The sequence below is a fragment of the Pseudomonas oryzihabitans genome (genome assembly GCF_024652905.1).
Classification (GTDB): Bacteria; Pseudomonadota; Gammaproteobacteria; order Pseudomonadales; family Pseudomonadaceae; genus Chryseomonas; species Chryseomonas benzopyrenica.
The window spans coordinates 3,648,832-3,670,423 of sequence record NZ_CP102428.1; the positions used below are offsets into that span (position 1 = coordinate 3,648,832).

A 21,592-nucleotide genomic window follows, 5' to 3' on the forward strand; every position below is an offset into this window, starting at 1 on the left:
GCCCGCCGCTCAACTCCGGATACGGACGCGCTCCAGATAGGCCAGCAGTTGCGCCTGCTCGGCCGCATCCAGGGGCGCGAAGACCGCTTCCAGCGCCTGGGTCCGGGGCGCCTGGGCCTGATCCAGGGCCTGGCGCCCCTGCTCGGTCAGGTGCACCAGCAGAGCGCGGCGATCCTGGGGATGGGGCTCGCGGCGGACCAGGCCGTCACGCTCCAGGGCGTCGAAGGCATCGGTCAGGGTGCGTGGCGCATGGCGCAGTTGTTCGGCGACCTCGCCCGGGCGGCAGGGCCCCAGGCGTTCCAGCACCTTGAGCACCTTGTAGCGGGCAAAGGAAAGTCCAGAGGCCTTGAGGGTCTCATCCAGTTGTTGGCGCATCTGCCGTTTCAAATCCATCAGGGCTTCGGCAATGGCGGCGGCGGTTGACATGACAACTACTTACCTCGAATATAGTGAGGAACCTCAATGAATGGTACCTCCGCAATGGCGACATCTTTTCACAGCCGCGAGGGCGATGCCAGTGCCCCTCACCTTTTCCAGCGTGTGCGCTTCGACCTCAAGCGACGTTGGGCGACCGTCGTCCGCCGCGAAGACCTGGGTGGCGACCTGCTGCGCCTGACCTTTGGTGGCAGCGACCTGGCCGATTTCCAGAGTGCGGCCTTCGACGAGCACGTGAAGCTGTTCGTCCCCGCCGACACCACCCCGATCCGCGCCGCCAATCCCGAGCAGCTGGTCGGTCGGCACTACACCCCGCGCCACTACGATGCCGCCCGTGGCGAACTGGCCATCGACTTCTATCTGCATGAAGCCGGGGTGCTGACCACCTGGGCACGCCAGGCGCAGCCCGGTGCCGAGCTGATCATCGGTGGCCCCAAGGGCGCCCTGGTGCCACCCGAGGACTTCGACTGGTACCTGCTGGCCGGTGACGAGACCGCCCTGCCCGCCATCGCCCGCCGCCTGGAGCAGCTGGCCGCCGGCGTCCGGGTCCAGGTCGTCGCCGAAGTGGCTCGTCCTGGCCTGGAGATCGCGCTGTCGACGGCCGCCGCCGCCGAGATCCGCTGGGTCTATCGCGAAACCGAGGCCAATGCCTTGGTGCAGGCCCTGGAGCAGCTGGAGTTGCCCGCGGGCGAAGGCTATGCCTGGATCGCCGGTGAGGCGACCCAGGCCCGCGCCGCGCGTCAGGTGCTGCTGGCCAAGGGTCTGCCGCGGGACTGGGTCAAGGCCGCCGGCTACTGGAAGCTCGGCGAGAGCGACCAGCATGTGAAGGTCGAGGATTGACTACCAGCGCCCCCCTCGCCGATGGCCTGCCGCGACCCCGACGCTACCGGGCGGTCGCCGCCCTGCTGCTGGCCATCAGCATGACGGTACTGGACAGCGGCATCGCCAACCTGGCGTTGCCCACCATCGCCGAGGCCCTGGAGGTCTCGGCCGCCGCGGCGGTGTGGATCGTCAGCGCCTATCAGCTGAGTCTGGTCGCCCTGCTGTTTCCGCTGGCCGCGGTGGCCGAGCGCCACGGCCTGCGTCCGGTATTCGCCGTCGGGGTCGGCATCTTCGGCCTGGCTTCCCTGGGCTGTGCCCTGGCGCCGGATCTGGCCAGCCTGGTGGCTGCCCGAGCGCTGCAGGGGGTAGGCGCCGCCGCCATCATGTGCGTCAGCGCCGGCATCGTGCGGCTGTCCTATCCACGCGCCCGCCTCGGGCGGGGCATCGCCATCAACGCCCTGTGCGTAGCCCTGGGTTCGGCGGCCGCACCCAGCCTGGGCGCGACCATCCTGGCGCTGGGCGGCTGGCCCTGGCTGTTCGCGATCAACGTACCCCTGGCCATCCTGGTCGGCCTACTAGTGCACAACCTGCCCGACAGCCCCCGCGCGCAACGCCGTCTCGATCCGGTCAGCGTGCTGCTCAACGCCCTGCTGTTCTGCGCCGGCATCGGCGGCCTGGAGCGTCTTGGCGGCGCGCCACTGCAGGGAGTGGTCCTGCTGCTGCTGGCCGCGGCCAGCCTGGTGCTGCTGGTGCGTCGCGAACGCGGGCTGGCGGCGCCGTTGCTGCCCGTCGATCTGCTGGGGCTGCCCGCCATGCGCCATTCGGTGCTGGCCTCGGTCTGCTCCTTTGCCGCGCAGATGCTCTGCTTTCTCGCCCTGCCCTTCTATCTGCAGCACCAGCTCGGGCTGGTGCCCTTGCAGGTGGCCCTGCTGATGCTCGCTTGGCCGCTCACCGTGGCCGTCTCGGCGCAGGTGGCCGGGCGGCTGGCCGACCGCCATCCGCCGCAGCGGCTGTGCATGCTCGGGGGGCTGGGAATCGCCCTGGGGCTGGCGGCGGCGGCGATGATGCCGCTGGAGCGCTCGACCGCCCTGCTGATCCCCTGCCTGATCCTAGGCGGCATCGGCTTCGGCTTCTTCCAGGTGCCCAACAACAGGATCATGCTGACCGCTGCCCCGCTCGGTCGCAACGGTGCCACCGGCGGCGTCCAGGCTACCGCCCGGCAGACTGGCATGGCCCTGGGCGCCGCGGCCCTGGCGCTGCTGCTGCATCTGGATGGCGGCCTGGCCCCGCGCCTGGGACTGGCCCTGGCGGCAGCGCTGGGTCTGGTCGCCGCCTGGTCCAACTGGCGGGCACCGCGCTAGGGCTGCGGTGTTGTCTGGTCGAGCAGCGCCTTGAGCGCCTGCTCACGTTCGACCGCCGGGCGTTCGCCCAGCAGCCGGACCCGGTGGAAGAACGCCGGCCAGTTGCCCGGGTGCTGCCGATAGAGGGCGGCAAAGGCCGGCACCCACTGTTCGTACAGGCCATAGGGCACCAGCCGCGCGTTGTTGAGTGGCTGGCTCATCCAGCCATCGAAGCGACGCTCGTCACGCCAGGCCGGGGTGGCGCGCAGGCGCTGATAGTCAGCACGCAATCGAGCGAAACGCCGGGCCTTGGCCGCACGCATGGCCACCAGCGCCAACGGCTGGGCATAGAGCCTGGCCAAGTCGTCGCGGGTAGTCAGCAGCAGGGCGCGAAATTGCTGATAGCGGGCCTCGCGCCCCGCCTCCGGCGGCGGCAGGCCACGACTGGCGCGCCATTGTCGCAGACCTTCGCCCTCGACGAAGGTGGCGTAGGATTCGTTGAAGGCGGTATCGCCCGGCAGGTAAAAGCGCTGGTGGGCCAGCTCGTGGAAGATCGTGGCCGCCACCTGGTCGTCGTCCCAGCGCAGCATGCTGCTGAGCAGCGGATCGCTGAACCAGCCCAGGGTCGAATAGGCCGGCACGCCGCCGACGTAGGTGTCCTGACCCTGCGCCTGCAGCCGCTGCGCCTCAGCTCGGGCCTTGGCTTCCCGGTAGTAGCCGCGATAGGCCACGCAACCAGCGATGGGAAAGCAGTGGGTGGTGGGGCGGGTGGAGAATTCGGCGGTGGCGAAGACATTCCACAGCACGAAGGGTCGCTTGAGTTCGACGAAACTGCGATAGCTGGCGTTGTCCGGCAGGGCCAGTTCGGCACTGGCGAAGCGGCGAGCCGCCGCCGCGGCGGCGAGGCGTTCGCGCAGGACCGGGGGGCGCGCCGGATCTGCGACGACCGTCGCAATGGGCTCGCGATCACGGATCAGCGCCCACTGGCCCTGTACCATCTGAGCGTAGTACCCGACCGAGGTACAACCGCTCAGTCCGATCAAGAGGGACAGCAGCGCCAGCCAACGGCTCGCGCGTTGCGCAGGCAGGGTGCCTGACTGGGTGGCGCACCCTTCCCTGCCCGGAGTTGTAGCCGTCATGCGTAGACTGTGCCTGCTGTTGCCTGTGCTGTTCCTGGGGGGCTGTTCCCTGTGGCCGTTGCCCAAGCCCGATCCGGCGCAGGCCTGGATCGATCTGGACAGCGACGGCAAGGCCAAGCTGGAAGCCCTGCGCGCCGATCGCAAGGATCTCGAAGACAAACGCTACTTCCAGGTCTGGCCAGGAAACCACGATCTGCAGGTACGCTACCAGTTCGAGGTGCAGCCCACCAACATCGGCGCCCAGGTGGCCGATCCGCTGGCGCGCACCTGCCTGGTGACCCTCAACTACAAGGCCTTCGCCGCGGGCGAGCGCTATCGCCTGGAAGCCGGCCAGACCGGTTGGCGACCCTGGGCGCGCCTCTATGACGAGCGCAACCAGGAAGTGGCGCGCAGCACTGCCAGTCGTTGCGGCGACGTGTAGACTCGGCTGATCTCCCTGTCGCGAGTCGCCATCCATGCGTCTGCGCCTGCTGCTTCCTCTGCTGCTGCTCGGCGGCTGCACCACGCCGCTGCCCCCGGTCGATCCCCAGCAGGCGTGGGTCGATCTGGAGCTGCGCGAACCCGCGGTAGGCGCCTCGCTGCTGGCCGAGTCCCAGGATGGCAGACGTCTCGACGACGGCCGCTATTTCCAGCTCGCCCCCGGCAGCCACAGCCTCAAGGTGAGCTATCGCTACGAACTCTATGGCGGCGGTGGCTTCGGACCACGTTTCGGCTGGAACGAACCTCTGCAGATCCAATGCTATCTGGAACTGGACTACGGGGATTTCCAGGCCGGCCGGCGCTATCGACTGGCAGCCGAACACACCTTCGGCCAGGGCGAGATCTCCCTCTACGACGGCCAGCGCGAACTGGTGAGCTCCCAGCGGGGCATCTGCTCGCCCTTCTGACTCCCGTCGCCAGGGAGGGCGAGCGGGTCAGCCCAGGACCCGCTAGGCGGGTACGCTGACCCAGTCATCCTGATCGCGATCCTGGCTGCGACGCGCGACCGGGCGACCCTTCTGCTCGCGCAGCTGGCGACTCAGGCGCAGAAAATCCTCGCGTTCCATCCAGCGCGGTGCAGGCTGGACAAGGGATAGAGCTTGGCGAATCCGAGCGAACGGCGACATGGCATTACCCTCTTGGCTAAATACTGTATGCGCAAACAGTACTAAGCCAAGCGTAACTGTACAAGCATCCAGCGGATGAACGGTCCGTCCTCCGGGCCGAGGATCAGTCGTTGCGCTGATAGAGGATCTTGTGGGTACCGTTGGCGCAGCTGCCCACCACCATGTTGGGATCGCGTACCTCGGCGTTGGGAACCGCTTCGAGGGTATAGGCGGTCACCCCGGCCGACTGGATCTTGACCTCGATCTCGGCCTTGAGCTGGTCGCAGGACAGGGGTTCGGCCAGCGCAGCCGTGCTCAACAGGGCGGTACAGCAGAGTAGCGATAGACGCAGCATGGCGATTTTCCTTGGCGTGATGACCTCTCAGGCTTGGACGCCCGAGCTGTGGCGATGTTCTCAGCGCGATCCTTTGGCCAGCGAAGCGGTGGAACCTGGAACCCGAACGGTCTTTCCGATGGTCATTCCTTGCCGTGAAGTGCCCCCATGTTCCAGTGGTTGAAAGACAACTCTCAAGTCCTCACGCTCTTCGCCCAGTGCTGCACCCTGGGCGTCTGGGTACTCTATGCCCAGCTCTTGCTCAACAACTACAAGCGCCAGCGCCAGCCGCGCCTGATCATCAACCGCGGCGCTGGAAAGGGCGTGGGCGCCCTTTGCCTGCTGTCGAACATGAGCGCCGAGCCGGTGTTCATCAACCAGCTCACGGTGATCCTCAAGACCAACCGCGAGACGCTCTACACCGATGTCACCGATATCCGCGAGAGCGGCCAGGATGACTTCGATCCCGATCTGGTGCTGGGCGAGGCGACCCACCAGGGACCGCTCAACACCGGCGACTTCACCCACATCGGCACCTTCCAGGGCCTGATCCGCCGCGCCGCCGAGCACAACGGCCTGACCCTGGACAACCACCGGCCGCCCGAGGGCTGGGTGTTCGAGGGCCTGGAGATCCGTGCGGTGGCCTTCTATGGCTCGGATCACGATCCCATCGGGGTGCGCCGGCGCTTTCGCCTGGGCCAGCACGACGGCAACTATTGTGCGCTGATCGCCGAGGACTGGCAGACCCAGCAGCTGACCTCGCGCCGTCAGCGGCGCATGGTGCAAAACGACTGGATGGTCGACATGGAGCCCAAGGCTCAGCCAAAGAACCAGTAGCAGATCAGGATCGATGCCGTGACCCCGGTGAATTCCGCCAGCAGGGCGCAGCCCACCGCATGGCGGGCGCGCTGGATGCCCACCGCACCGAAGTACACCGCCAGCACATAGAAGGTGGTCTCGGTACTGCCCTGGATGGTGGCCGCCACCAGCGCCGGAAAGCTGTCCACGCCATGGGTCTGCATGGTCTCGATCAGCAGGGCGCGGGCGGCGCTGCCGGAGAAGGGCTTGACCAGCGCGGTGGGCAGGGCCTCGACGAAGCGGGTGTCCCAGCCGAGAAAGGTCACCGCATGGCGGATGCCTTCGAGGAGGGCCTCCAGGGCGCCGGAGGCGCGCAGTACCCCCACCGCGCAGAGCATGGCCACCAGGTAGGGCAAGAGCGACTTGGCGACGTCGAAACCCTCCTTGGCGCCTTCGACGAAGGCTTCGTAGACCGGCACCTTGCGCAGGGCGCCCAGAATCATGAACGCCAGGATGATGCCGAACAGGGTCAGGTTGCCGAGCAGCGATGACAGTCCGGCCAGCGCCGTGGCGGTCAGGGTGAAGAGAAAGGCGACGAAGACGCCAAAGGCCAGGGCGCCCCCGCCGATCCAGGCCAGCACCACCGGATCCCAGAGTTTCAGCCGCTGCATGAAGGCTACCGAAAACAGCCCCACCAGGTTGGCGCAGGTGTGGGCCAGCAGGATCGGCAAGAACACCAGGGTCGGGTCCGGCGCGCCCTGCTGGGCGCGGTACATGAACACCGTCACCGGCAGCAGCGTCAGCGAGGAGGCGTTGAGCACCAGGAAGAGGATCTGCGCATTGCTCGCGGTGGTGCTGCTGGGGTTGAGCTCCTGCAGCGCGCGCATGGCCTTGAGGCCGATGGGGGTGGCGGCGTTGTCCAGGCCCAGGCCGTTGGCGGCGAAGTTGAGGGTGATCAGCCCCAGTGCCGGATGACCGCGCGGCACCTCTGGCATCAGCCGGGCGAACAGCGGGCCGAGCAACCGCGCCAGGGCGTCCACCAGTCCGGCCTTCTCGGCGATGCGCAGGATGCCGAGCCAGAGGGTCAGGGTGCCGAACAGCAGCACCATGACCTCCACCGACAGCTTGGCCATGGCGAACAGGCTCTCCACCATGGCGGCGAAGACCCCGGCGTTGCCAGCCACCAGCCACTGGCCGAAGGCGCTGATCCCGGCGACGATGAAGAAGCTCAGCCACAACCCGTTGAGCATCGGTGTTCTCCCGGCAAAACGGCGATGATAACCGTAGCGTCGGGTCCGCGCAGGGACGCCGTTCAGTCTGTGGTCATCGCCAGCGGGTTATCCTCTGACCTTTCACGCAAATCGCTGGAGTCTGCCCATGCGTCTGTCCGTTCTCGCCCTGCCGCTGGTGCTCGCCGCCAGCCCGGTGTTCGCCTTCAACCTCAACGACGCCGTCAACGCCTACAACGGCGCCAACGGCAACAGCAACGCCAAGGCCACCGCCGCGGCGGCCGCCACGCCCCAGGCGCAGGGCCTGCTGCAGGCGCTGACCAGCCAGCTCAACGTCACCCCGCAACAGGCGGTGGGCGGCACCGGTGCCCTGCTGGGCCTGGCCAAGAACCAGCTGGTCGGCACCGACTACCGCCAGCTGGCCAAGGCCGTGCCAGGGCTGGACCAGCTGGCCGGCGCCAATGCCACCGGTGGCCTGGCGCAACTCGGTGGCCTGGGCAGTCTGCTCGGCGGTGGTGGCAAGGACGCCAAGCAGAGTCCGCTGGGCAGCCTGCTGGGCAATGTCGACAGTCGCCAGGACGTCGACAAGACCTTCAATGCCCTGGGCATGAACAGCGGCATGACCAGCCAGTTCGCCCAGGTGATCCTGGGTTATCTCGGCAAGCAAGGCACCCAGCCCTCCCTGCTGAGCACCCTGGGCAATGTCTGGGGGCTGTGACGGCTCACCGCGCTGGCTGACCCAGGCGGCGGCCAGCCAGGCGCCGGATTACCGGGAGGCGCCTCTCGGCTGGCTCTACGTCGACCGCGGCTCCCTCACCGAGCGACTCACCGCCCTCGCGGGCGGACGCTTCGCCGTCGAGGTGATCACCCAGGGCTGGCAACCATTGCGCCCGGACGAGTGCCAGGCGCTGGACGTCCCGCCCAGCAGCCCTGGCTGGGTGCGTGAGGTCTGGCTGCGCGGCGATGGCGAAGCCTGGGTCTTTGCCCGTAGCGTGGCAGCGCGCAAGGCCCTGGAAGCCGCCGATTTCGACCTGGCGGCGCTCGGTGATCGACCGCTCGGCCACTGGCTGTTCCAGGCACCGGCCTTTGTCCGCGGTCCCCTGGAAGCCTGCCGTTATCCGCTGGCCTGGCTGCCCGACGGCGCGGCGTCCACGGCCTGCTGGGCGCGTCGTTCGGTGTTCAGCCGCGGGCCGCTGGCCATCCTGGTGAGCGAAGTCTTCCTGCCGGCCTTCTGGCCCCATGCCGAACACGAACAGGCGCTGATCCGTCAGGACGGCAGCGGCGACACGACAGGGCCCTTATAATCGCCGGGCCCTTTGCCAAGCAGCCGCCCGATGAAAAAGAACGCTTCCCGCCCCCTTGATCGCCGTCCTGCCGCGCCCCGCGGCCCCGAGCCCAGTGCCCGGGTCATCGCCACGCGCCCTCGTAGCGAGCGCATCCGCGACTTCGTCCAGCTGACCCGACTGGACCGACCCATCGGCATCTATCTGCTGCTCTGGCCCACCCTCTGGGCGCTGTGGATCGCCGCCGAGGGCGTGCCGAGCCTGAAGAACCTGGTGATCTTCGTGCTCGGCGTGGTGCTGATGAGATCGGCCGGCTGCGTGATCAACGACTTCGCCGACCGCAACTTCGACGGCCACGTCGCCCGCACCAAGAATCGCCCCCTGGCCACCGGACGCATCTCGCCCAAGGAGGCCCTGCTGTTCTTTGCCGTGCTGGTGCTGATCAGCTTCGGCCTGGTGCTCTGCACCAACGCCACCACCGTCTGGCTATCTTTCGGCGCCCTCGGCGTGGCCGCGCTCTATCCCTTCATGAAGAGATACACCTACTACCCGCAGGCGGTGCTGGGTGCGGCCTTTTCCTGGGGCATGCTCATGGCCTTCACCGCCGAGACCGGCGAGCTGCCGGCCGCGGCCTGGCTGCTGTTCGTCGCCAACGTGATCTGGACGGTGGGCTACGACACCTACTACGCCATGGCCGACCGCGAGGACGATCTCAAGATCGGGGTGAAGTCCACCGCCATCCTGTTCGGCGACGCCGACCGGGTGATCATCGCCACCCTGCAGGGCCTGACCCTGCTCTGCCTGGCGTTGGCCGGTGGCCGCTTCGGCCTGGGCCTGCCCTTCTACCTGGGCCTGGTGGTGGCGGCCGGCTGCTTCGCCTGGGAATTCCACGTCACCCGCGACCGCGACCCCCTGGTGTGCTTCAAGGCCTTCCTGCACAACCACTGGGCCGGGCTGGCGATCCTCGTCGGGATCATCGCCGACTACGGGCTGCGCTGAGCCGGGGTGCCCGCGGCGGCATCGGCCACCACCTCTGGCAGCGCCTCGGGTTGCGCTGCCGGCACCGCCCGGGCCTTCTTGGCTTTGGACGCCTTGCGGCTCTGCTGCCAGGCCACCGCCAGGCCGCTGGCGCAGATGATCAGGATGCCGATCAGCGCGCCGCTGTCCGGCACATGGCCGAAGACGAGGTAGCCGATGATGCCGGCGGTGACGATCTGGCCATAGCTGAAGGGCGCCAGCAGCGCTGGCGGCGCATAGCGGAAGGCCTGGGTCAGCAGCAGATGGCCCGACATGCCGAAGAGGCCGAGCAAGGCCAGCATGAAGCCGTGGGTCAGGGTGGGGATCTCCCAGAAGAAGGGCACCACGCTGCTCAGCACCAGGGTGTTGATGATGCCGGTGAGGAAGTTGCTGGTGGTGGGGCTGTCGATGCCGCTGAGCAGCCGCGTCAGCAGCTGGTAGAGGCCGAAGCACACCGCCGAGCAGACCGGCAGCAGCACCGCCGGGGTGAACAGCTGGCCGCCCGGCCGCACGATGATCAGCACCCCGACGAAGCCCGCCAGCACCGCCGCCCACTGGCTGCGGGTGACGCTCTCCTTGAGCAGCGGCACCGACAGCGCCGTCACCATCAGCGGGGCGAGAAAGTTGACCGCCGTGGCCTCGGCCATCGGCAGGTAGCGTAGCCCGGTGGTGAAGAACAGGCTGCAACCGATCAGGCACAAGGCTCTGAGCACCTGCAATCCCGGGCGTTTGGTGCGAATCACCGCCAGGCCCGAGCGTGGGATGAAGATCCCCATCATCAGCAGGGTGTGGGACAGATAGCGGGCCCAGACCACCATGACCACCGGATAGAAGCCGGAGAGGTATTTGGAGAGGGCGTCGTGGGAGGCGAACAGCCAGACGGCGAGGCAGATCAGGGCGATGCCCTTGAGCGGCTGGTCGGCGAATCTCAAAGTGGGTCCTGCTGTGGCGCTCATTGGACTCCCGTGGCGCTGACGGCGGTCCCTGACCGCCTGCATGATCCGGCCGTCCTGCACGGCGGTCCGTCGGCATGGCCACCGACTCGGGACATGGACCTCGGCGACACGCAAGCGTGCCGGGAGGAAGCCGTCCTGTCGCCCTCAGGACCGCGATACCGGGCGATATTTCAATAGCTTACTAACTATGATCCGGCACGCAGCCGGGTCTCTCCCGAGCTTAGTCCAAGCGCCCCGTCGAGCTCAATGCGATTGTCCGACGACTTCGCTGACAGCGCGCACGAAGGCCTCGTCCGCCTCCAGCGCACCGGGGATCTGTTCGCGCAGATAGGCCACCCAGGTACGGATCTTGGCATCCAGGTACTGCCGCGAGGCATAGAGGGCATAGGCGTTGAGCCGCTGCAGGCGATAGGCCGGCAGCACCCGCACCAGGCTGCCGTCGCGCAGGCCGTCCACTGCCGAATAGAGCGGCAGCACACCAATGCCCAGGCCCTGGCGCAGGGCCTCGGTCATGGCGTCGCCGACATTGACCTGGAAGGGAGTCTCGCCGATGCGATAGGTTTCCGGGCCGTTGGGACCCTCGAAGTGCCAGCGGTCGAAGGACACCACCGGGCTGATGAATCTCAGGCAGGCGTGGTTGGCCAGCTCCGCCGGCGTCTGCGGCTGGCCGTGTTCCTGCAGATAGGCGGGCGAGGCGCAGAGGATGCTGTAGGTGTGGCCGATCTGCTGGGAGACGAAGCCGGAATCGGGCAACTCGGCCGCCACCACGATGGCCAGGTCGAAGCCCTCTTCGAGCAGATCGGGGATACGGTTGGCCATGGTCAGGTCGAAGCGCACCTCGGGGTGCAGAGCACGATAGCCGGCGATGGCGCGGATCACATAGTGCTGGCCGATGCCGGTCATGCTGTGCACCCGCAGCCGTCCCTCGGGCCGGGCCTGGGCATGCCCGGCCTCGGCTTCGGCTTCCTCGACATAGGCGAGGATCTGCTCGCAACGCGCCAGGTAGCGCTGGCCGGCCTCGGTCAGGGCGATGCGTCTCGTGGTGCGGTGCAACAGGCGGGTACGCAGATGGGTTTCCAGATGGGCCACCGCCCGGGAGACATGGGCGGTGGTGGTCTGCAACGTCTGGGCCGCGCCGGTAAAGCTGCCGCTTTCCACCACGGCGACGAAAACGCGCATGTTGTGCAGGGTGTCCATGCCGCCTCGACAGTCTGACGAAAGCGCCATTTTCCACATTATTTCAGTATGTGAAACAAAGATTCGCCGGTTGGCGCGCTAATCGACCCTCCTGGAATTTTATAGAATCGTTAGCAGCCTAATGGTAACCCCAGCGGCCTCCTCGTCCGCTGGCGTCCTCTTCAGTTCCAGCTCATCCCGCCGACCCGCCGCGCTTCTCTGACGCGAATCCGGAGTATGGCCCTGTTGCAAACGGACCCCCAAGTGTCGCCTTTCTCTAGCAGAGCCTGGCCTGCGCTCACGGTGGTCGCCCTGGCGACCCTGCTGGCCGGCTGTATCGGTACCGGTCACAACGCGCCCCAGGCGCAGCGTCTCGACGACCAGGCACTGGCCACAGACGCCGCCATCCGCGCCGCCGCCGGGCAGGCCGCCTGGCCCGAGCGCCAGTGGTGGCGCGCCTATGGCGATCCCCAGCTGGACGCCTGGATCAGCGGCGCCCTGGCCGACAGCCCACGCCTGGCCACGGCCGCCGCCCGGGTGCGCCGCGCCGAATCCCTGGCCGGCCTGACCGAATCCCGCGAGGCTCTGCAGGTGGAGGCCAAGGGCGCCTTCAAGCGCTACAGCTGGCCCACCGACGGCTTCTATGGCCCGGGCGAGCTGTCCGACCGCACCACCTGGAACAACAATGCCGAGCTGGGCCTGAGCTACGCCCTGGACTTCTGGGGTCGCGAACGCGACGCCAGCGCCCAGGCCCTGGACCAGGCCCACCAGGCCGCCGCCGAGGTACGCGCCGCCGAGCTGGAGCTGACCGGCAACATCGTCCGCAGCTATATCGGCTTCGCCCTGCACCATGACCAGCGCGACATCCTCGCCGCCACCCTGGAACAGCAGCGGCAACTGGCCGACCTGGCCCAGCGCCAGCTGGACGGTGGCCTCGGCACCCAGTTCGAGGTCAGCCAGGCGCGTGCCCTGCTGCCCGAGACCGAGCGTCAGCTGGAAGCCCTGGACGAGACCCTGGCGCTGGATCGCAACCAGCTCGCCGCCCTGGCGGGCAAGGGCCCGGGTGCCGGCGCCCGCCTGCAGCGACCGCGACTGACCCTGGGCGCCGCACCGCGCCTGCCCAGTGCCCTGCCACTGGAACTGGTCGGCAAGCGTCCCGACGTGGTGGCGCGCCGCTGGCAGATCGCCGCGGCGGCCAAGGGCGTGGACGTGGCCCGCGCCAGCTTCTATCCCAATATCGATTTGGTGGCCAACGTCGGCCAGTTCCTCACCCTGGGCCGTCTCAGCGAGATGCTGACCCACGCCAAGACCGGCTCCTTCATCGGCCCCGCCTTTTCGTTGCCGATCTATGACGGTGGCGCCCTGCGCGGACGCCTCGGCGCGGAATCGGCAGCCTACGACCTGGCCGTCAGCGCCTACAACCAGACCCTGGTGGACGCCCTCAAGGACATCTCCGACGCCCTGATCAAAGCCGACTCGGCGGCCCGGCAGGCCACCCTCGCCGACCAGGCCAGCCAGGAAGCCCAGCGCACCTACGACATCGCCCGCGAGGCTTTCCGTCGCGGCCTGACCGACTACTTGCACGTGCTCGACGCCCAGACTCGGCTGTTCGCCCAGCAGCGCGTCACCGCCCAGGTGCACGCCCTGCGCCTGGCCGCCCAGGCCGGCGCCCTGGTCGCTCTCGGCGGCGGTGCGGACCTCGAACGCGGCCCGGGCGACCACGATCTGGTGCCGGCGCGCGTCGCCGTCGAGCGAGCCCCCCGATGACTGCCGGCACCGCCACCGGCGCGCCACTGCGCCAGGCCCTAGGCGCCTGGGCCCGCAGCGATGGCAGCCTCTGGCTGTACCAGGCCAAGATGCTGCTCGCCGCCAGCCTGACCCTCTGGCTGGCCATGCGCCTGCAACTGCCGCATCCCAGCTCGGCGGTGATCACCGTGTTCATCGTCATGCAGCCGCAGAGCGGCCAGGTGCTGGCCAAGAGCTTCTATCGGGTGATGGGCACCCTGCTGGGACTGGCGGTGATGCTGGTACTGATCGCCCTGTTCGCCCAGGAACGGGTGCCCTTCCTGATCTTTCTGGCGCTGTGGATCGGCCTCTGCGTGGCCGGCTCGGCGCGCTACCGGGACTTTCGCAGCTATGCCTGCATGCTGGCCGGCTACACCGCCGCGCTGATCGGCATCCCTGCCGCGCTCAATGCCGACACCGCCTTTATGTCGGCGGTGATGCGGGTGCTGGCCATCACCCTGGGCGTGCTCTGCAGCGGCGCGGTGAGCGCGGCGGTCTTTCCGCAGACCAGCGCCACGGCCATGCGCGCGACCCTCTATCGGCGCATGGGCGGCTTCGCCGGACTGGCCGCCGACGTCCTGCGCGGTTGTCTCGACCGTGCCTCCCTGGAGGCCGCCGGAGTACGCCTGGCCGCCGAGGCGGTAGGACTGGAAAGCCTGCGCAGCGCCTCGGCCTTCGAAGACCCGCACATGCGCATGCGCAGCGGGCGCCTGGCCCGTTTGAATGCCGAATTCATGGGTCTGACCACCCGCCTGCATGCCCTCAGCCGGCTGTTGATGCGCCTGCGCGAGCGCGACGCCCAGGTGCCCCTGACAGCCCTCGAACGCCTCTGGGCTCCCCTGCTGGAGCTGTTCGAGGAATGGCGCGGTCAGGCGCTCACCGACCGTGCTGCCCTGGCAGCGGCGGCGCGTCTGGAACAGCTGCACCAGGGTCTACGCCCGCGTATCCGCGCCCTGCGTGCCGAGCTGCCGCCCCTGAGCGAAGCCGACCGGCGCGACTTCGAGACCGCCGTGGAGCTGCTCTTTCGCTTCACCGGCGAATGGCACGGCTATCTGCAGACCCACGCCTCCCTGGCGGCGCCGCGGCACAGCCGCGAGCAGTGGAAGCCGCGCTTCGTGGCCAAGGCCAATGCCCTGGGCGCCGCGGTCACCGGCATCCGCAGCGCCTTTCTGGTGCTGGTGCTGGGCGCGTTCTGGATCGCCAGCGCCTATCCCAGTGGCGGCATGCTGGCGCTCAACGCCGCGGCCGTCTCGGCGCTGGCCTCGGCCTCGCCCGATCCCAAGCGCACCGCCCTGCAGATGGCCGTTGGCGCCAGTGGCGGCGTGGTGCTGGGCTTCTTCCTGACCTTCTTCGTCTTTCCCTGGATCACCGGCCTGCCGCTGCTGCTGCTGACCCTGGCACCGGTGTTCATGCTGGGCACCTGGATTTCCCTGCGGCCGGGCTGGATGGGCTATGGCCTGGGCTGCCTGGTGTTCTTCTGCTTCACCTCGATCCCCGACAATCCGCCGATCTACGACGCCTACGCCTTCATCAACAATGGCATCGCCGTGGTGCTGTCGATGGTGATCACCGCGGCGGTCTCGGCGGTGCTGCTGCCACCCAACAGCCCCTGGCTATGGCGCCGCCTGGAGCGTGACCTGCGCCAGCAGCTGGTGCGGGCGGTCAGCGCCCCCCTGCCACACCTGGCGCCGGCCTTCGAGGGCCAGACCCGCGATCTACTCAACCAGGCCTATGGCGTCAGCGCCGGGCGGGGCGAGGCGCAGCGGCGCCTGATCGGCTGGGCCTTCTGCGTACTGGAAATCGGTCACGCGGTGATCGAGCTGCGTCAGTTGCAGCTACGCCTGCCTGGGGCGCCCCGCTATGCCGAGCACAGCGCCTGGCGCCAAGCCATCCGCGTCCTCGGTCGCGCCTTGGTGCGCCTCTTCCTCAAGCCCAGAGCGGAAAACCTGCGTCGGGCGCTGGTGGCAGTGGACGCTGCCCTGGCCACCGTGGCAGCCGTGGCCGAACCGCCGGAACTGCCCTATGACGAGTCGCCCCTGCGCCAGGTGCAGAGCGATCTGCACTTCATCCGCAGCGCCCTGCTCGATCCCCAGGGGCCGTTGGCCCGCTATCACGAGATCTCCCATGCCCCGTGAAATCGCCTTCCATGGCCTCTACCTGCCCACCGTGACGGTGCTGTTCCTGGTCGCCGCCCTGCTCGCCTGGGCGCTTGACCGGGTGCTGGCCACGGTCGGCCTCTATCACGTCGTCTGGCATCCGGCGCTGCTGCGCCTGGCCCTGTTCATCTGCCTCTACTGCGCCCTGGCGCTATGCGTTTATCGCTAGTGTGGTGTTCCAGAAGTTATCTACACAATTTTGGCGGCGCTTTTTCGGCCCGGACGTCGTTGCCACTCCTCGCCATAGCCCTGCTATGACTCGTCGCGGCGCCTAGCCCAGACCTAAAAATCACTCGCCAATTCTTGTGCGAACTCCTGAACCACCACACTAGGACTCCTGCCATGATCCTCAAGAAACTCTTCGGCGTGCTCTTTACCCTGCTGGTGGTCTGCCTGGCGCTGATCCTCGGGCGGCTGCTCTGGGTGCACTACATGAACGACCCCTGGACCCGCGACGGCCGGGTGCGCGCCGAGGTCATCACCATCGCGCCCGACGTGGCGGGCCTGGTAACCGAGATCGCCGTGCGCGACAACCAGTGGGTCAACAAGGGCGACCTGCTGCTGCAGATCGATCCGGAGCACTACGAGATCGCCGTACACCAGGCCGAGGCCTCGGTCGCCGCCCGCAAGGCCACCCTCGCCATGCGCCAGCAGAATGCCCGGCGCCGTGCCGACATCGACAGCCTGGTGGTTTCCCGCGAGAACCGCGAAGACGCCAGCGCCGCCGCCCTGGCTGCCGAGGCCGATCTGCGCCAGGCCCAGGCCCAGCTGGAATCGGCACGCCTCAACCTCAAGCGCACCCGGGTCCTGGCGCCGGTCGATGGCTATGTGACCAACCTGTCGGTGTTCAAGGGCGACTACGCCGCTGCCGGCGCGCCCAAGCTGGCCGTCATCGATGCCCACTCGTTCTGGGTCTACGGCTACTTCGAAGAGACCAAACTGCCCCATGTACGGGTGGGTGCTTCCGCCGAGATGCGCCTGATGAGCGGCCAAACACTCCAGGGCCATGTGGAAAGCATCGCCCGCGGTATCTACGACCGCGACAATCCCCAGAGCCGTGAACTCACCGCCGACGTGAATCCCACCTTCAACTGGGTACGCCTGGCCCAGCGGGTACCAGTGCGCATCGCTCTGGATCCGCTACCGGAGGGGCTGCTGCTCGCAGCCGGTACCACCTGTACCGTCGTACTGGAAGATGCTCGCGGTGAGCGCACCTGGTGGGATGCCTTCTGGCAGGGCTGAGTCCGTTCCGCCCAGTCGTTTTTCCTTGCTCTGAAACGACCACACCCCTGACGTCGGCGGGTTTCGTTGACGACGAAACCCGCCGACGTCAGGGGTGTGGTCGTAACCAGCCCAGTCCGCTACGAGTGCGAAAGTACTCCCTGTACTCTTGGAACCCTCCCTAACTGCAGAGCGTCCCGACCATGTGGCCCTTGCGTCTCGGGTGAGGAGACGACTTCGAGGTTGCTCATTGAATCGACTTAAAGCTGCAATCCGATGACAGAGCCTCAGCTGCCGGTCGTCACGACCGGCAGCCTGTCTTGCTCATGGGGCTGGCGTCAGGGACGACGGCGGCCCATGAAGAACGACACCACGAACAACACCAGGAACAGCACGAACAGGATCTTGGCGATACTGGTGGCGGTACCGGCGATGCCACCGAAACCCAGGACGCCTGCGATGATCGCGATGATCAGGAAAGTGATAGCCCAGCTCAGCATGGTGTTTCTCCTATGTATTACAAGTGCACTCAGCGGACGACAGCACCTGTCCAGCGAGCATTGGTTTTATTAGCGAAATCCTGGGTATCCAGACTCGCCATCCGTGGTTCCACAGCGGTCAAATCGAGATCCAGACCATTGAGGTTGTGCGTCTGATTGAGCGCACGACCCATCATCAAAGCACTGAGCAACATACCGATGCTCATGACCATCACTGCAGCGAACAACCCAATCACCAGCAGCATCCACATCATGGTCATGACCTCAGAATACCCAGCGGGTCTGCTTCACCAGACGGTCACCGTTGGACTGTGCCGGGATGGCTTTGAGTTCCCCACGACCTTGACTTGCCAGCGGCTTGGCTGCAGGCACCATGGCCTGGGCAGCGATGCGGGTAGAGGCGATGAGTGCCTGTTCGCGGCTGACGTCCTGGCCCTGGGGGGCAGCGACGGCGGCGCTGGCGAAGCAAGCGAAGAGCGCAGTACCTACCAAGTGCTTGCGAAGGGTCTGGCTGATCATCGGGTCTCTCCTGCAGTCCGTTGGCCCTAAGGCCGGCTTGCCAAGGAGATTGCAGACTGCGTGCCAGCTTTTTGAAAAGCTTTTTTATCTTATAAAACAATGACTTATGTTTTTCATCGGGTGTAGCCACACATGCACCTTGCAAGGTGCAACGTCTGGAGCATTGCGTTTTGCATGATGGCCAGAGGGGTATTGGAGGGCGGCCGGTTGTTCCTTCACCAAGCGCAGCGGCAAAAGTGGCCATAAGCTTCCTGTCACCCGGCCAAAAAAGCAGATTTTTCCCCTGTTCAGCCCATCGGGTTGCGTTCTGCACGACATCACTGGTGGCTTCGATGAATCGCCTAGTGGCCCAGCGGATTGCAACTTGCACGATGTATCATGGACTAATTGCCAGCCCTGTCCTTTAGTGCGTTTCGGCCCCTTGGGCCCGGAGTTTTCCCGTCATGGAACAAACCAGCGGTCGCATCCTCCTCGTGGACGACGAAGCCGCCATCCTGCGGACCTTTCGTTTCTGTCTGGAAGACGCCGGCTACAGCGTGGCCACGGCCAACAGCGCGGCTCAGGCCGAAGCCCTGCTCTTGCGGCAGGTCTACGATCTCTGCTTTCTCGATCTGCGCCTGGGTGCGGACAACGGTCTGGACGTGCTGCAGCAGATGCGTATCCAGGCGCCCTGGATGCGGGTAGTGATCGTCACCGCCCATTCGGCCATCGATACCGCGGTGGACGCCATGCAGGCCGGCGCCGCCGACTACCTGGTGAAACCCTGCAGCCCCGATCAGTTGCGCATGGCCGCGGCCAAGCAGCTGGAATTCCGCCAGCTCTCGGCGCGCCTGGAAGCCCTCGAAGGCGAGGTGCGCAAGTCCAGCGCCGGTCTGGACTCGCGCAGCCCGACAATGATGAGCATCCTGGAAACCGCCCGGCAGGTCGCCACCACCGACGCCAACGTGCTGATCCTCGGTGAATCCGGCTCCGGCAAGGGCGAACTGGCCAGGGCCATCCACGCCTGGAGTCGGCGCGCCAAGAAGACCTTCGTCACCATCAACTGCCCGTCGCTGTCCGCGGACCTGATGGAAAGCGAGATGTTCGGCCATACCCGTGGCGCCTTCACCGGGGCCAGCGAGAGCACCCTCGGCCGGGTCAGCCAGGCCGATGGCGGCACCCTCTTTCTCGATGAGATCGGTGACTTCCCCCTGGCCCTGCAGCCCAAGCTGCTGCGTTTCATCCAGGACAAGGAATACGAGCGCGTCGGCGATCCGGTGACGCGCCGTGCCGACGTGCGCATCCTCGCCGCCACCAACCGCAACCTGGAACAGATGGTGGCGGAAAACGAATTCCGCGAAGACCTGCTCTATCGCCTCAACGTCATCGTGCTCACCCTGCCGCCGCTGCGCGAACGCAAGGAAGACATCGTCGATCTCGCCGAGCGTTTCCTTGCCCGTTTCGTCAAGGACTACAACCGTCCTGCCCATGGCTTCAGCGAGGCGGCCCTGGAGGCCCTGCGCAACTATGGCTGGCCGGGCAACGTCCGCGAGCTGCGCAACGTCATCGAACGGGCCAGCATCATCTGTGGCCAGGATTTGGTGGACGTCAATCACCTGGGCCTGGGTGACAGCCCGGCCACCAGCAGCGCCGCCAGCGCGCCGCGGGTCGGCGAGGCGCTGAGTCTGGAGGCCCTGGAGCGCGCCCACATCGCCGCGGTGATGGCCACCAGCGAGACCCTCGACCAGGCCGCCAAGACCCTGGGCATCGACGCCTCCACGCTCTATCGAAAACGTAAGCAGTACGGGCTATGAAACTGCCTATCAAGCTGCACACCCGCCTCTTTCTCAGCATCTCCGCGCTGATCGCCGTGGCCCTCATCGGGCTGCTGGTGGGCCTGGTAAGCGTGCTGCACCTGGCCCGCGAGCAGAGCGTCCAGACCCGCAGCAACCTGGATTTCATCAACCTGACGTTGAACATGCGCCAGGAGCTGAGCAACAGCCTGTTCCAGATGCTCGATGGCGCTCCGGATCGACAATCCCTGGTCGCCGCCCAGCAACGCTTCGAGCAGAATCTGCAACTGGTCCAGGGCGAGATGCACAAGCCCGAACAGCTGGCCGTGCTGGAAGACGTCAAGCAACGCTATGAGCGCTTCGCCGATTACCTGCGGTCGCCGCCGGGCGGTTACAACCAGTTGCGCGCCGACCCGGGTTTCCAGCAGACCCTCGACGCCTTGCGCAATCGCATCTACGACCTGCAGAAAAGCTATGTGGTGACCCTGGAGCGCATGCAGGACGAGGCCCATGACCGGGCGGTGATCATCGCCATGCTGCTGGCGCTGATCGGCGTGGCCATCCTGGTCACCGGGGTGGTAACCGCCAACGGCATCGCGCGGCGCTTCACCGGTCCCATCGACGGCCTGGCCAAGGCCGCCGAGCGCATCAGCCAGGGCAATTTCGACGTCCAGCTGCCCACCTCCCAGATCGCCGAATTCACCCTGCTCAGTCGTCGCTTCGGCAACATGGCCCAGGCCCTGCACCGTCTCAGCCAGACCAATGTCGAGGCCTTGGTGGCGGGGCAACGGCGCTTGCAGGCGGTGCTCGACAGCATCGACTACGGCCTGGTGATCCTCGATCCCCAGGGCAACATCGAGCACGCCAACCCGGTGGCCTGCCGCCAGTTGGGCTGGAACGAGAACCACCTGGGCGAATCCCTGATCGCCGCCCTGGAACGCCCGGAAATCGAAGCGAGCGTGCAACGGGTGCTGGCCGGTGGCGCCCTGGATGCAGCGCCCGAGGACCTGGAGATCCGCGTCGACGACGAGGTGCGGCTGCTGGCCTGGAGTCTGACCCCGGTCAACCACGCCGACGGCCGCAGCGTCGGGGCGCTCATGGTGCTGCGCGATGTCACCGAGCAGCGCGCCTTCGATCGGGTGCGCAACGAATTCGTCCTGCGCGCCTCCCACGAACTGCGCACTCCGGTCACCGGCATGCACATGGCCTTTGGTCTGCTACGGGAACGCCTCAAGGTGGCGCCGGACTCCCGCGAGGCCTTTCTGCTGCAGACGGTGGACGAGGAAACCCATCGCCTGGTGCAGCTGATCAACGACCTGCTGGACTATTCCCGCCACCAGAGTGGCCTGCAGCGCCCGGAAAAGCTGCCGAGCGAAATCGGCGAATTGCTGGAGGCAGCCCGTGGTCGTCATGCCGACGAGGCCCGCGAGCGCGATGTCGAGCTGGCCGTCGAATTGCTGCACACGCCGCTGCCGCGGGTCAGCCTGGATCCCAAACAACTGGGCCGGGTGTTCGACAACCTGCTGAGCAATGCCCTGCGCCATACTCCGGCCGGCGGTCGTATCGTCATCCAGGCCTTGCGCCAGAACGATCAGCTGCTGATGGCGGTGCAGGACAATGGCGAAGGCATCGCCTATGCCCAGCAGGGCCGAGTGTTCGAGCCCTTCGTGCAGATCGGTAGCCAGAAGGGCGGCGCCGGCCTGGGCCTGGCCCTGTGCAAGGAAATCATCCGCCAGCACGGTGGCCGCATCGGCGTGGTCTCCCGCCCCGGCCAAGGCACCCAGATCTTCATGACCCTGCCGACCTGAGCCAAGCGGTACGGGCCGCCGTAGGTTGGGTTGAGCGCAGCGAAGCCCAACGGTGCGTAGCTCGAATCCGCTTTGTTGGGCTTCGCCGATAGAGCCGTCTCAACCCAACCTACGGTCTAGCCCCCTCTCCTTTCGGGAGAGCCGCCGTAGGTTGGGTTGAGCGCAGTGAAGCCCAACGGTGCCCAGCTCGAATCCGCTTTGTTGGGCTTCGCCGATA

At 66.9% G+C, this 21,592-nt stretch carries 24 protein-coding genes; 14 read left to right on the forward strand and 10 right to left on the reverse strand.

Annotation, left to right across the window (positions count from 1 at the left end; translation table 11 throughout):
* Positions 1 to 9: 9 nt before the first annotated feature.
* On the reverse strand, positions 10 to 426 hold the full coding sequence (locus NRG74_RS16905) for a MarR family winged helix-turn-helix transcriptional regulator (protein WP_064309093.1): 417 nt from the start codon (positions 424 to 426) through the stop codon (positions 10 to 12).
* 54 nt (positions 427 to 480) lie between these two features.
* Between NRG74_RS16905 and NRG74_RS16910 the strand changes: the two genes are divergently transcribed.
* Both NRG74_RS16910 and NRG74_RS16915 read left to right on the forward strand, forming a co-directional pair.
* Positions 481 to 1,275 (forward strand): siderophore-interacting protein, encoded by a 795-nt coding sequence (locus NRG74_RS16910; RefSeq protein WP_160922178.1) that lies wholly within the window; start codon positions 481 to 483, stop codon positions 1,273 to 1,275.
* Positions 1,272 to 2,618: an MFS transporter gene (locus tag NRG74_RS16915; RefSeq protein ID WP_257704876.1), complete on the forward strand. Its 1,347-nt coding sequence runs from the start codon at positions 1,272 to 1,274 to the stop codon at positions 2,616 to 2,618. The genes NRG74_RS16910 and NRG74_RS16915 overlap by 4 nt, the downstream gene beginning before the upstream one ends.
* Here NRG74_RS16915 and NRG74_RS16920 read toward each other — a convergent pair.
* Positions 2,615 to 3,736 (reverse strand): aminopeptidase, encoded by a 1,122-nt coding sequence (locus NRG74_RS16920; protein WP_307773957.1) that lies wholly within the window; start codon positions 3,734 to 3,736, stop codon positions 2,615 to 2,617. The genes NRG74_RS16915 and NRG74_RS16920 overlap by 4 nt on opposite strands.
* On the opposite strand from NRG74_RS16920, the gene NRG74_RS16925 reads away from it, so the two are divergent.
* Both NRG74_RS16925 and NRG74_RS16930 read left to right on the forward strand, forming a co-directional pair.
* Positions 3,735 to 4,157, forward strand: coding sequence for a hypothetical protein (locus NRG74_RS16925; RefSeq protein WP_064309091.1), 423 nt, complete (start codon positions 3,735 to 3,737; stop codon positions 4,155 to 4,157). The two genes, NRG74_RS16920 and NRG74_RS16925, sit on opposite strands and share 2 nt — an antisense overlap.
* Before the next feature lie 34 nt (positions 4,158 to 4,191).
* Positions 4,192 to 4,623, forward strand: a complete 432-nt coding sequence (locus tag NRG74_RS16930; RefSeq protein ID WP_257704878.1) for a hypothetical protein — start codon at positions 4,192 to 4,194, stop codon at positions 4,621 to 4,623.
* Between the two features lie 42 nt (positions 4,624 to 4,665).
* Here the strand turns inward: NRG74_RS16930 and NRG74_RS16935 are convergent, their stop codons facing one another.
* Both NRG74_RS16935 and NRG74_RS16940 read right to left on the reverse strand, forming a co-directional pair.
* Entirely contained in the window at positions 4,666 to 4,842 is a 177-nt protein-coding gene (locus NRG74_RS16935; protein ID WP_257704879.1) for a hypothetical protein, read from the reverse strand.
* 103 nt (positions 4,843 to 4,945) lie between these two features.
* Positions 4,946 to 5,176 (reverse strand): DUF1161 domain-containing protein, encoded by a 231-nt coding sequence (locus tag NRG74_RS16940; protein WP_017641557.1) that lies wholly within the window; start codon positions 5,174 to 5,176, stop codon positions 4,946 to 4,948.
* A gap of 147 nt (positions 5,177 to 5,323) precedes the next feature.
* Between NRG74_RS16940 and NRG74_RS16945 the strand changes: the two genes are divergently transcribed.
* Entirely contained in the window at positions 5,324 to 5,992 is a 669-nt protein-coding gene (locus tag NRG74_RS16945; protein ID WP_017641556.1) for a hypothetical protein, read from the forward strand.
* Here the strand turns inward: NRG74_RS16945 and NRG74_RS16950 are convergent.
* Positions 5,974 to 7,203, reverse strand: a complete 1,230-nt coding sequence (locus NRG74_RS16950; protein ID WP_257704880.1) for a nucleoside recognition domain-containing protein — start codon at positions 7,201 to 7,203, stop codon at positions 5,974 to 5,976. The genes NRG74_RS16945 and NRG74_RS16950 overlap by 19 nt on opposite strands.
* A 127-nt stretch (positions 7,204 to 7,330) precedes the next feature.
* Between NRG74_RS16950 and NRG74_RS16955 the strand changes: the two genes are divergently transcribed.
* The 3 genes from NRG74_RS16955 to ubiA are packed head-to-tail and all read left to right on the forward strand — an operon-like array spanning position 7,331 to position 9,464.
* Positions 7,331 to 7,900 carry a DUF2780 domain-containing protein gene (locus NRG74_RS16955; protein WP_257704881.1) on the forward strand — a complete coding sequence of 190 codons (570 nt, stop codon included), beginning with the start codon at positions 7,331 to 7,333 and terminating at the stop codon, positions 7,898 to 7,900.
* Complete coding sequence (locus tag NRG74_RS16960; protein ID WP_257704882.1) at positions 7,884 to 8,486, forward strand: chorismate--pyruvate lyase family protein; 603 nt, start codon at positions 7,884 to 7,886, stop codon at positions 8,484 to 8,486. Before NRG74_RS16955 ends, NRG74_RS16960 begins: the two co-directional genes overlap by 17 nt.
* 30 nt (positions 8,487 to 8,516) lie before the next feature.
* A complete protein-coding gene (ubiA, locus tag NRG74_RS16965) occupies positions 8,517 to 9,464 on the forward strand; it encodes a 4-hydroxybenzoate octaprenyltransferase (protein ID WP_059313072.1) in 948 nt (315 codons plus the stop codon).
* Here the strand turns inward: ubiA and NRG74_RS16970 are convergent.
* Together NRG74_RS16970 and NRG74_RS16975 are read right to left on the reverse strand one after the other, a co-directional pair.
* Positions 9,449 to 10,438: a DMT family transporter gene (locus NRG74_RS16970; RefSeq protein ID WP_059313071.1), complete on the reverse strand. Its 990-nt coding sequence runs from the start codon at positions 10,436 to 10,438 to the stop codon at positions 9,449 to 9,451. The two genes, ubiA and NRG74_RS16970, sit on opposite strands and share 16 nt — an antisense overlap.
* 243 nt (positions 10,439 to 10,681) lie before the next feature.
* Entirely contained in the window at positions 10,682 to 11,635 is a 954-nt protein-coding gene (locus tag NRG74_RS16975) for a LysR family transcriptional regulator (RefSeq protein WP_017641550.1), read from the reverse strand.
* A gap of 243 nt (positions 11,636 to 11,878) precedes the next feature.
* Here NRG74_RS16975 and NRG74_RS16980 point away from each other — a divergent pair, with 243 nt between their 5' ends.
* The 4 genes from NRG74_RS16980 (at position 11,879) to NRG74_RS16995 (ending at position 16,797) form a co-directional block, all read left to right on the forward strand.
* On the forward strand, positions 11,879 to 13,381 hold the full coding sequence (locus NRG74_RS16980) for an efflux transporter outer membrane subunit (protein ID WP_257704883.1): 1,503 nt from the start codon (positions 11,879 to 11,881) through the stop codon (positions 13,379 to 13,381).
* Positions 13,378 to 15,534 carry an FUSC family protein gene (locus tag NRG74_RS16985; RefSeq protein WP_257704884.1) on the forward strand — a complete coding sequence of 719 codons (2,157 nt, stop codon included), beginning with the start codon at positions 13,378 to 13,380 and terminating at the stop codon, positions 15,532 to 15,534. Before NRG74_RS16980 ends, NRG74_RS16985 begins: the two co-directional genes overlap by 4 nt.
* Positions 15,524 to 15,724 carry a DUF1656 domain-containing protein gene (locus NRG74_RS16990; RefSeq protein WP_257704885.1) on the forward strand — a complete coding sequence of 67 codons (201 nt, stop codon included), beginning with the start codon at positions 15,524 to 15,526 and terminating at the stop codon, positions 15,722 to 15,724. Before NRG74_RS16985 ends, NRG74_RS16990 begins: the two co-directional genes overlap by 11 nt.
* A gap of 173 nt (positions 15,725 to 15,897) precedes the next feature.
* Positions 15,898 to 16,797, forward strand: a complete 900-nt coding sequence (locus NRG74_RS16995; RefSeq protein ID WP_184289207.1) for an efflux RND transporter periplasmic adaptor subunit — start codon at positions 15,898 to 15,900, stop codon at positions 16,795 to 16,797.
* A gap of 317 nt (positions 16,798 to 17,114) precedes the next feature.
* Here the strand turns inward: NRG74_RS16995 and NRG74_RS17000 are convergent, their stop codons facing one another.
* Genes NRG74_RS17000 through NRG74_RS17010 form a run of 3 tightly spaced genes read right to left on the reverse strand, consistent with a single transcriptional unit; the run spans position 17,115 to position 17,795 of the window.
* A complete protein-coding gene (locus NRG74_RS17000; protein ID WP_007160206.1) occupies positions 17,115 to 17,276 on the reverse strand; it encodes a DUF1328 domain-containing protein in 162 nt (53 codons plus the stop codon).
* A 29-nt stretch (positions 17,277 to 17,305) separates the two neighbouring features.
* Positions 17,306 to 17,530 (reverse strand): hypothetical protein, encoded by a 225-nt coding sequence (locus NRG74_RS17005; RefSeq protein WP_184289210.1) that lies wholly within the window; start codon positions 17,528 to 17,530, stop codon positions 17,306 to 17,308.
* Between the two features lie 10 nt (positions 17,531 to 17,540).
* Positions 17,541 to 17,795, reverse strand: a complete 255-nt coding sequence (locus NRG74_RS17010) for a hypothetical protein (RefSeq protein WP_007160204.1) — start codon at positions 17,793 to 17,795, stop codon at positions 17,541 to 17,543.
* A gap of 443 nt (positions 17,796 to 18,238) precedes the next feature.
* Here NRG74_RS17010 and algB point away from each other — a divergent pair, with 443 nt between their 5' ends.
* Together algB and NRG74_RS17020 are read left to right on the forward strand one after the other, a co-directional pair.
* Positions 18,239 to 19,588, forward strand: coding sequence for a sigma-54-dependent response regulator transcription factor AlgB (gene algB / locus NRG74_RS17015; RefSeq protein WP_017641545.1), 1,350 nt, complete (start codon positions 18,239 to 18,241; stop codon positions 19,586 to 19,588).
* On the forward strand, positions 19,585 to 21,375 hold the full coding sequence (locus NRG74_RS17020; protein WP_257704886.1) for an ATP-binding protein: 1,791 nt from the start codon (positions 19,585 to 19,587) through the stop codon (positions 21,373 to 21,375). The genes algB and NRG74_RS17020 overlap by 4 nt, the downstream gene beginning before the upstream one ends.
* Positions 21,376 to 21,592 lie beyond the last annotated feature (217 nt).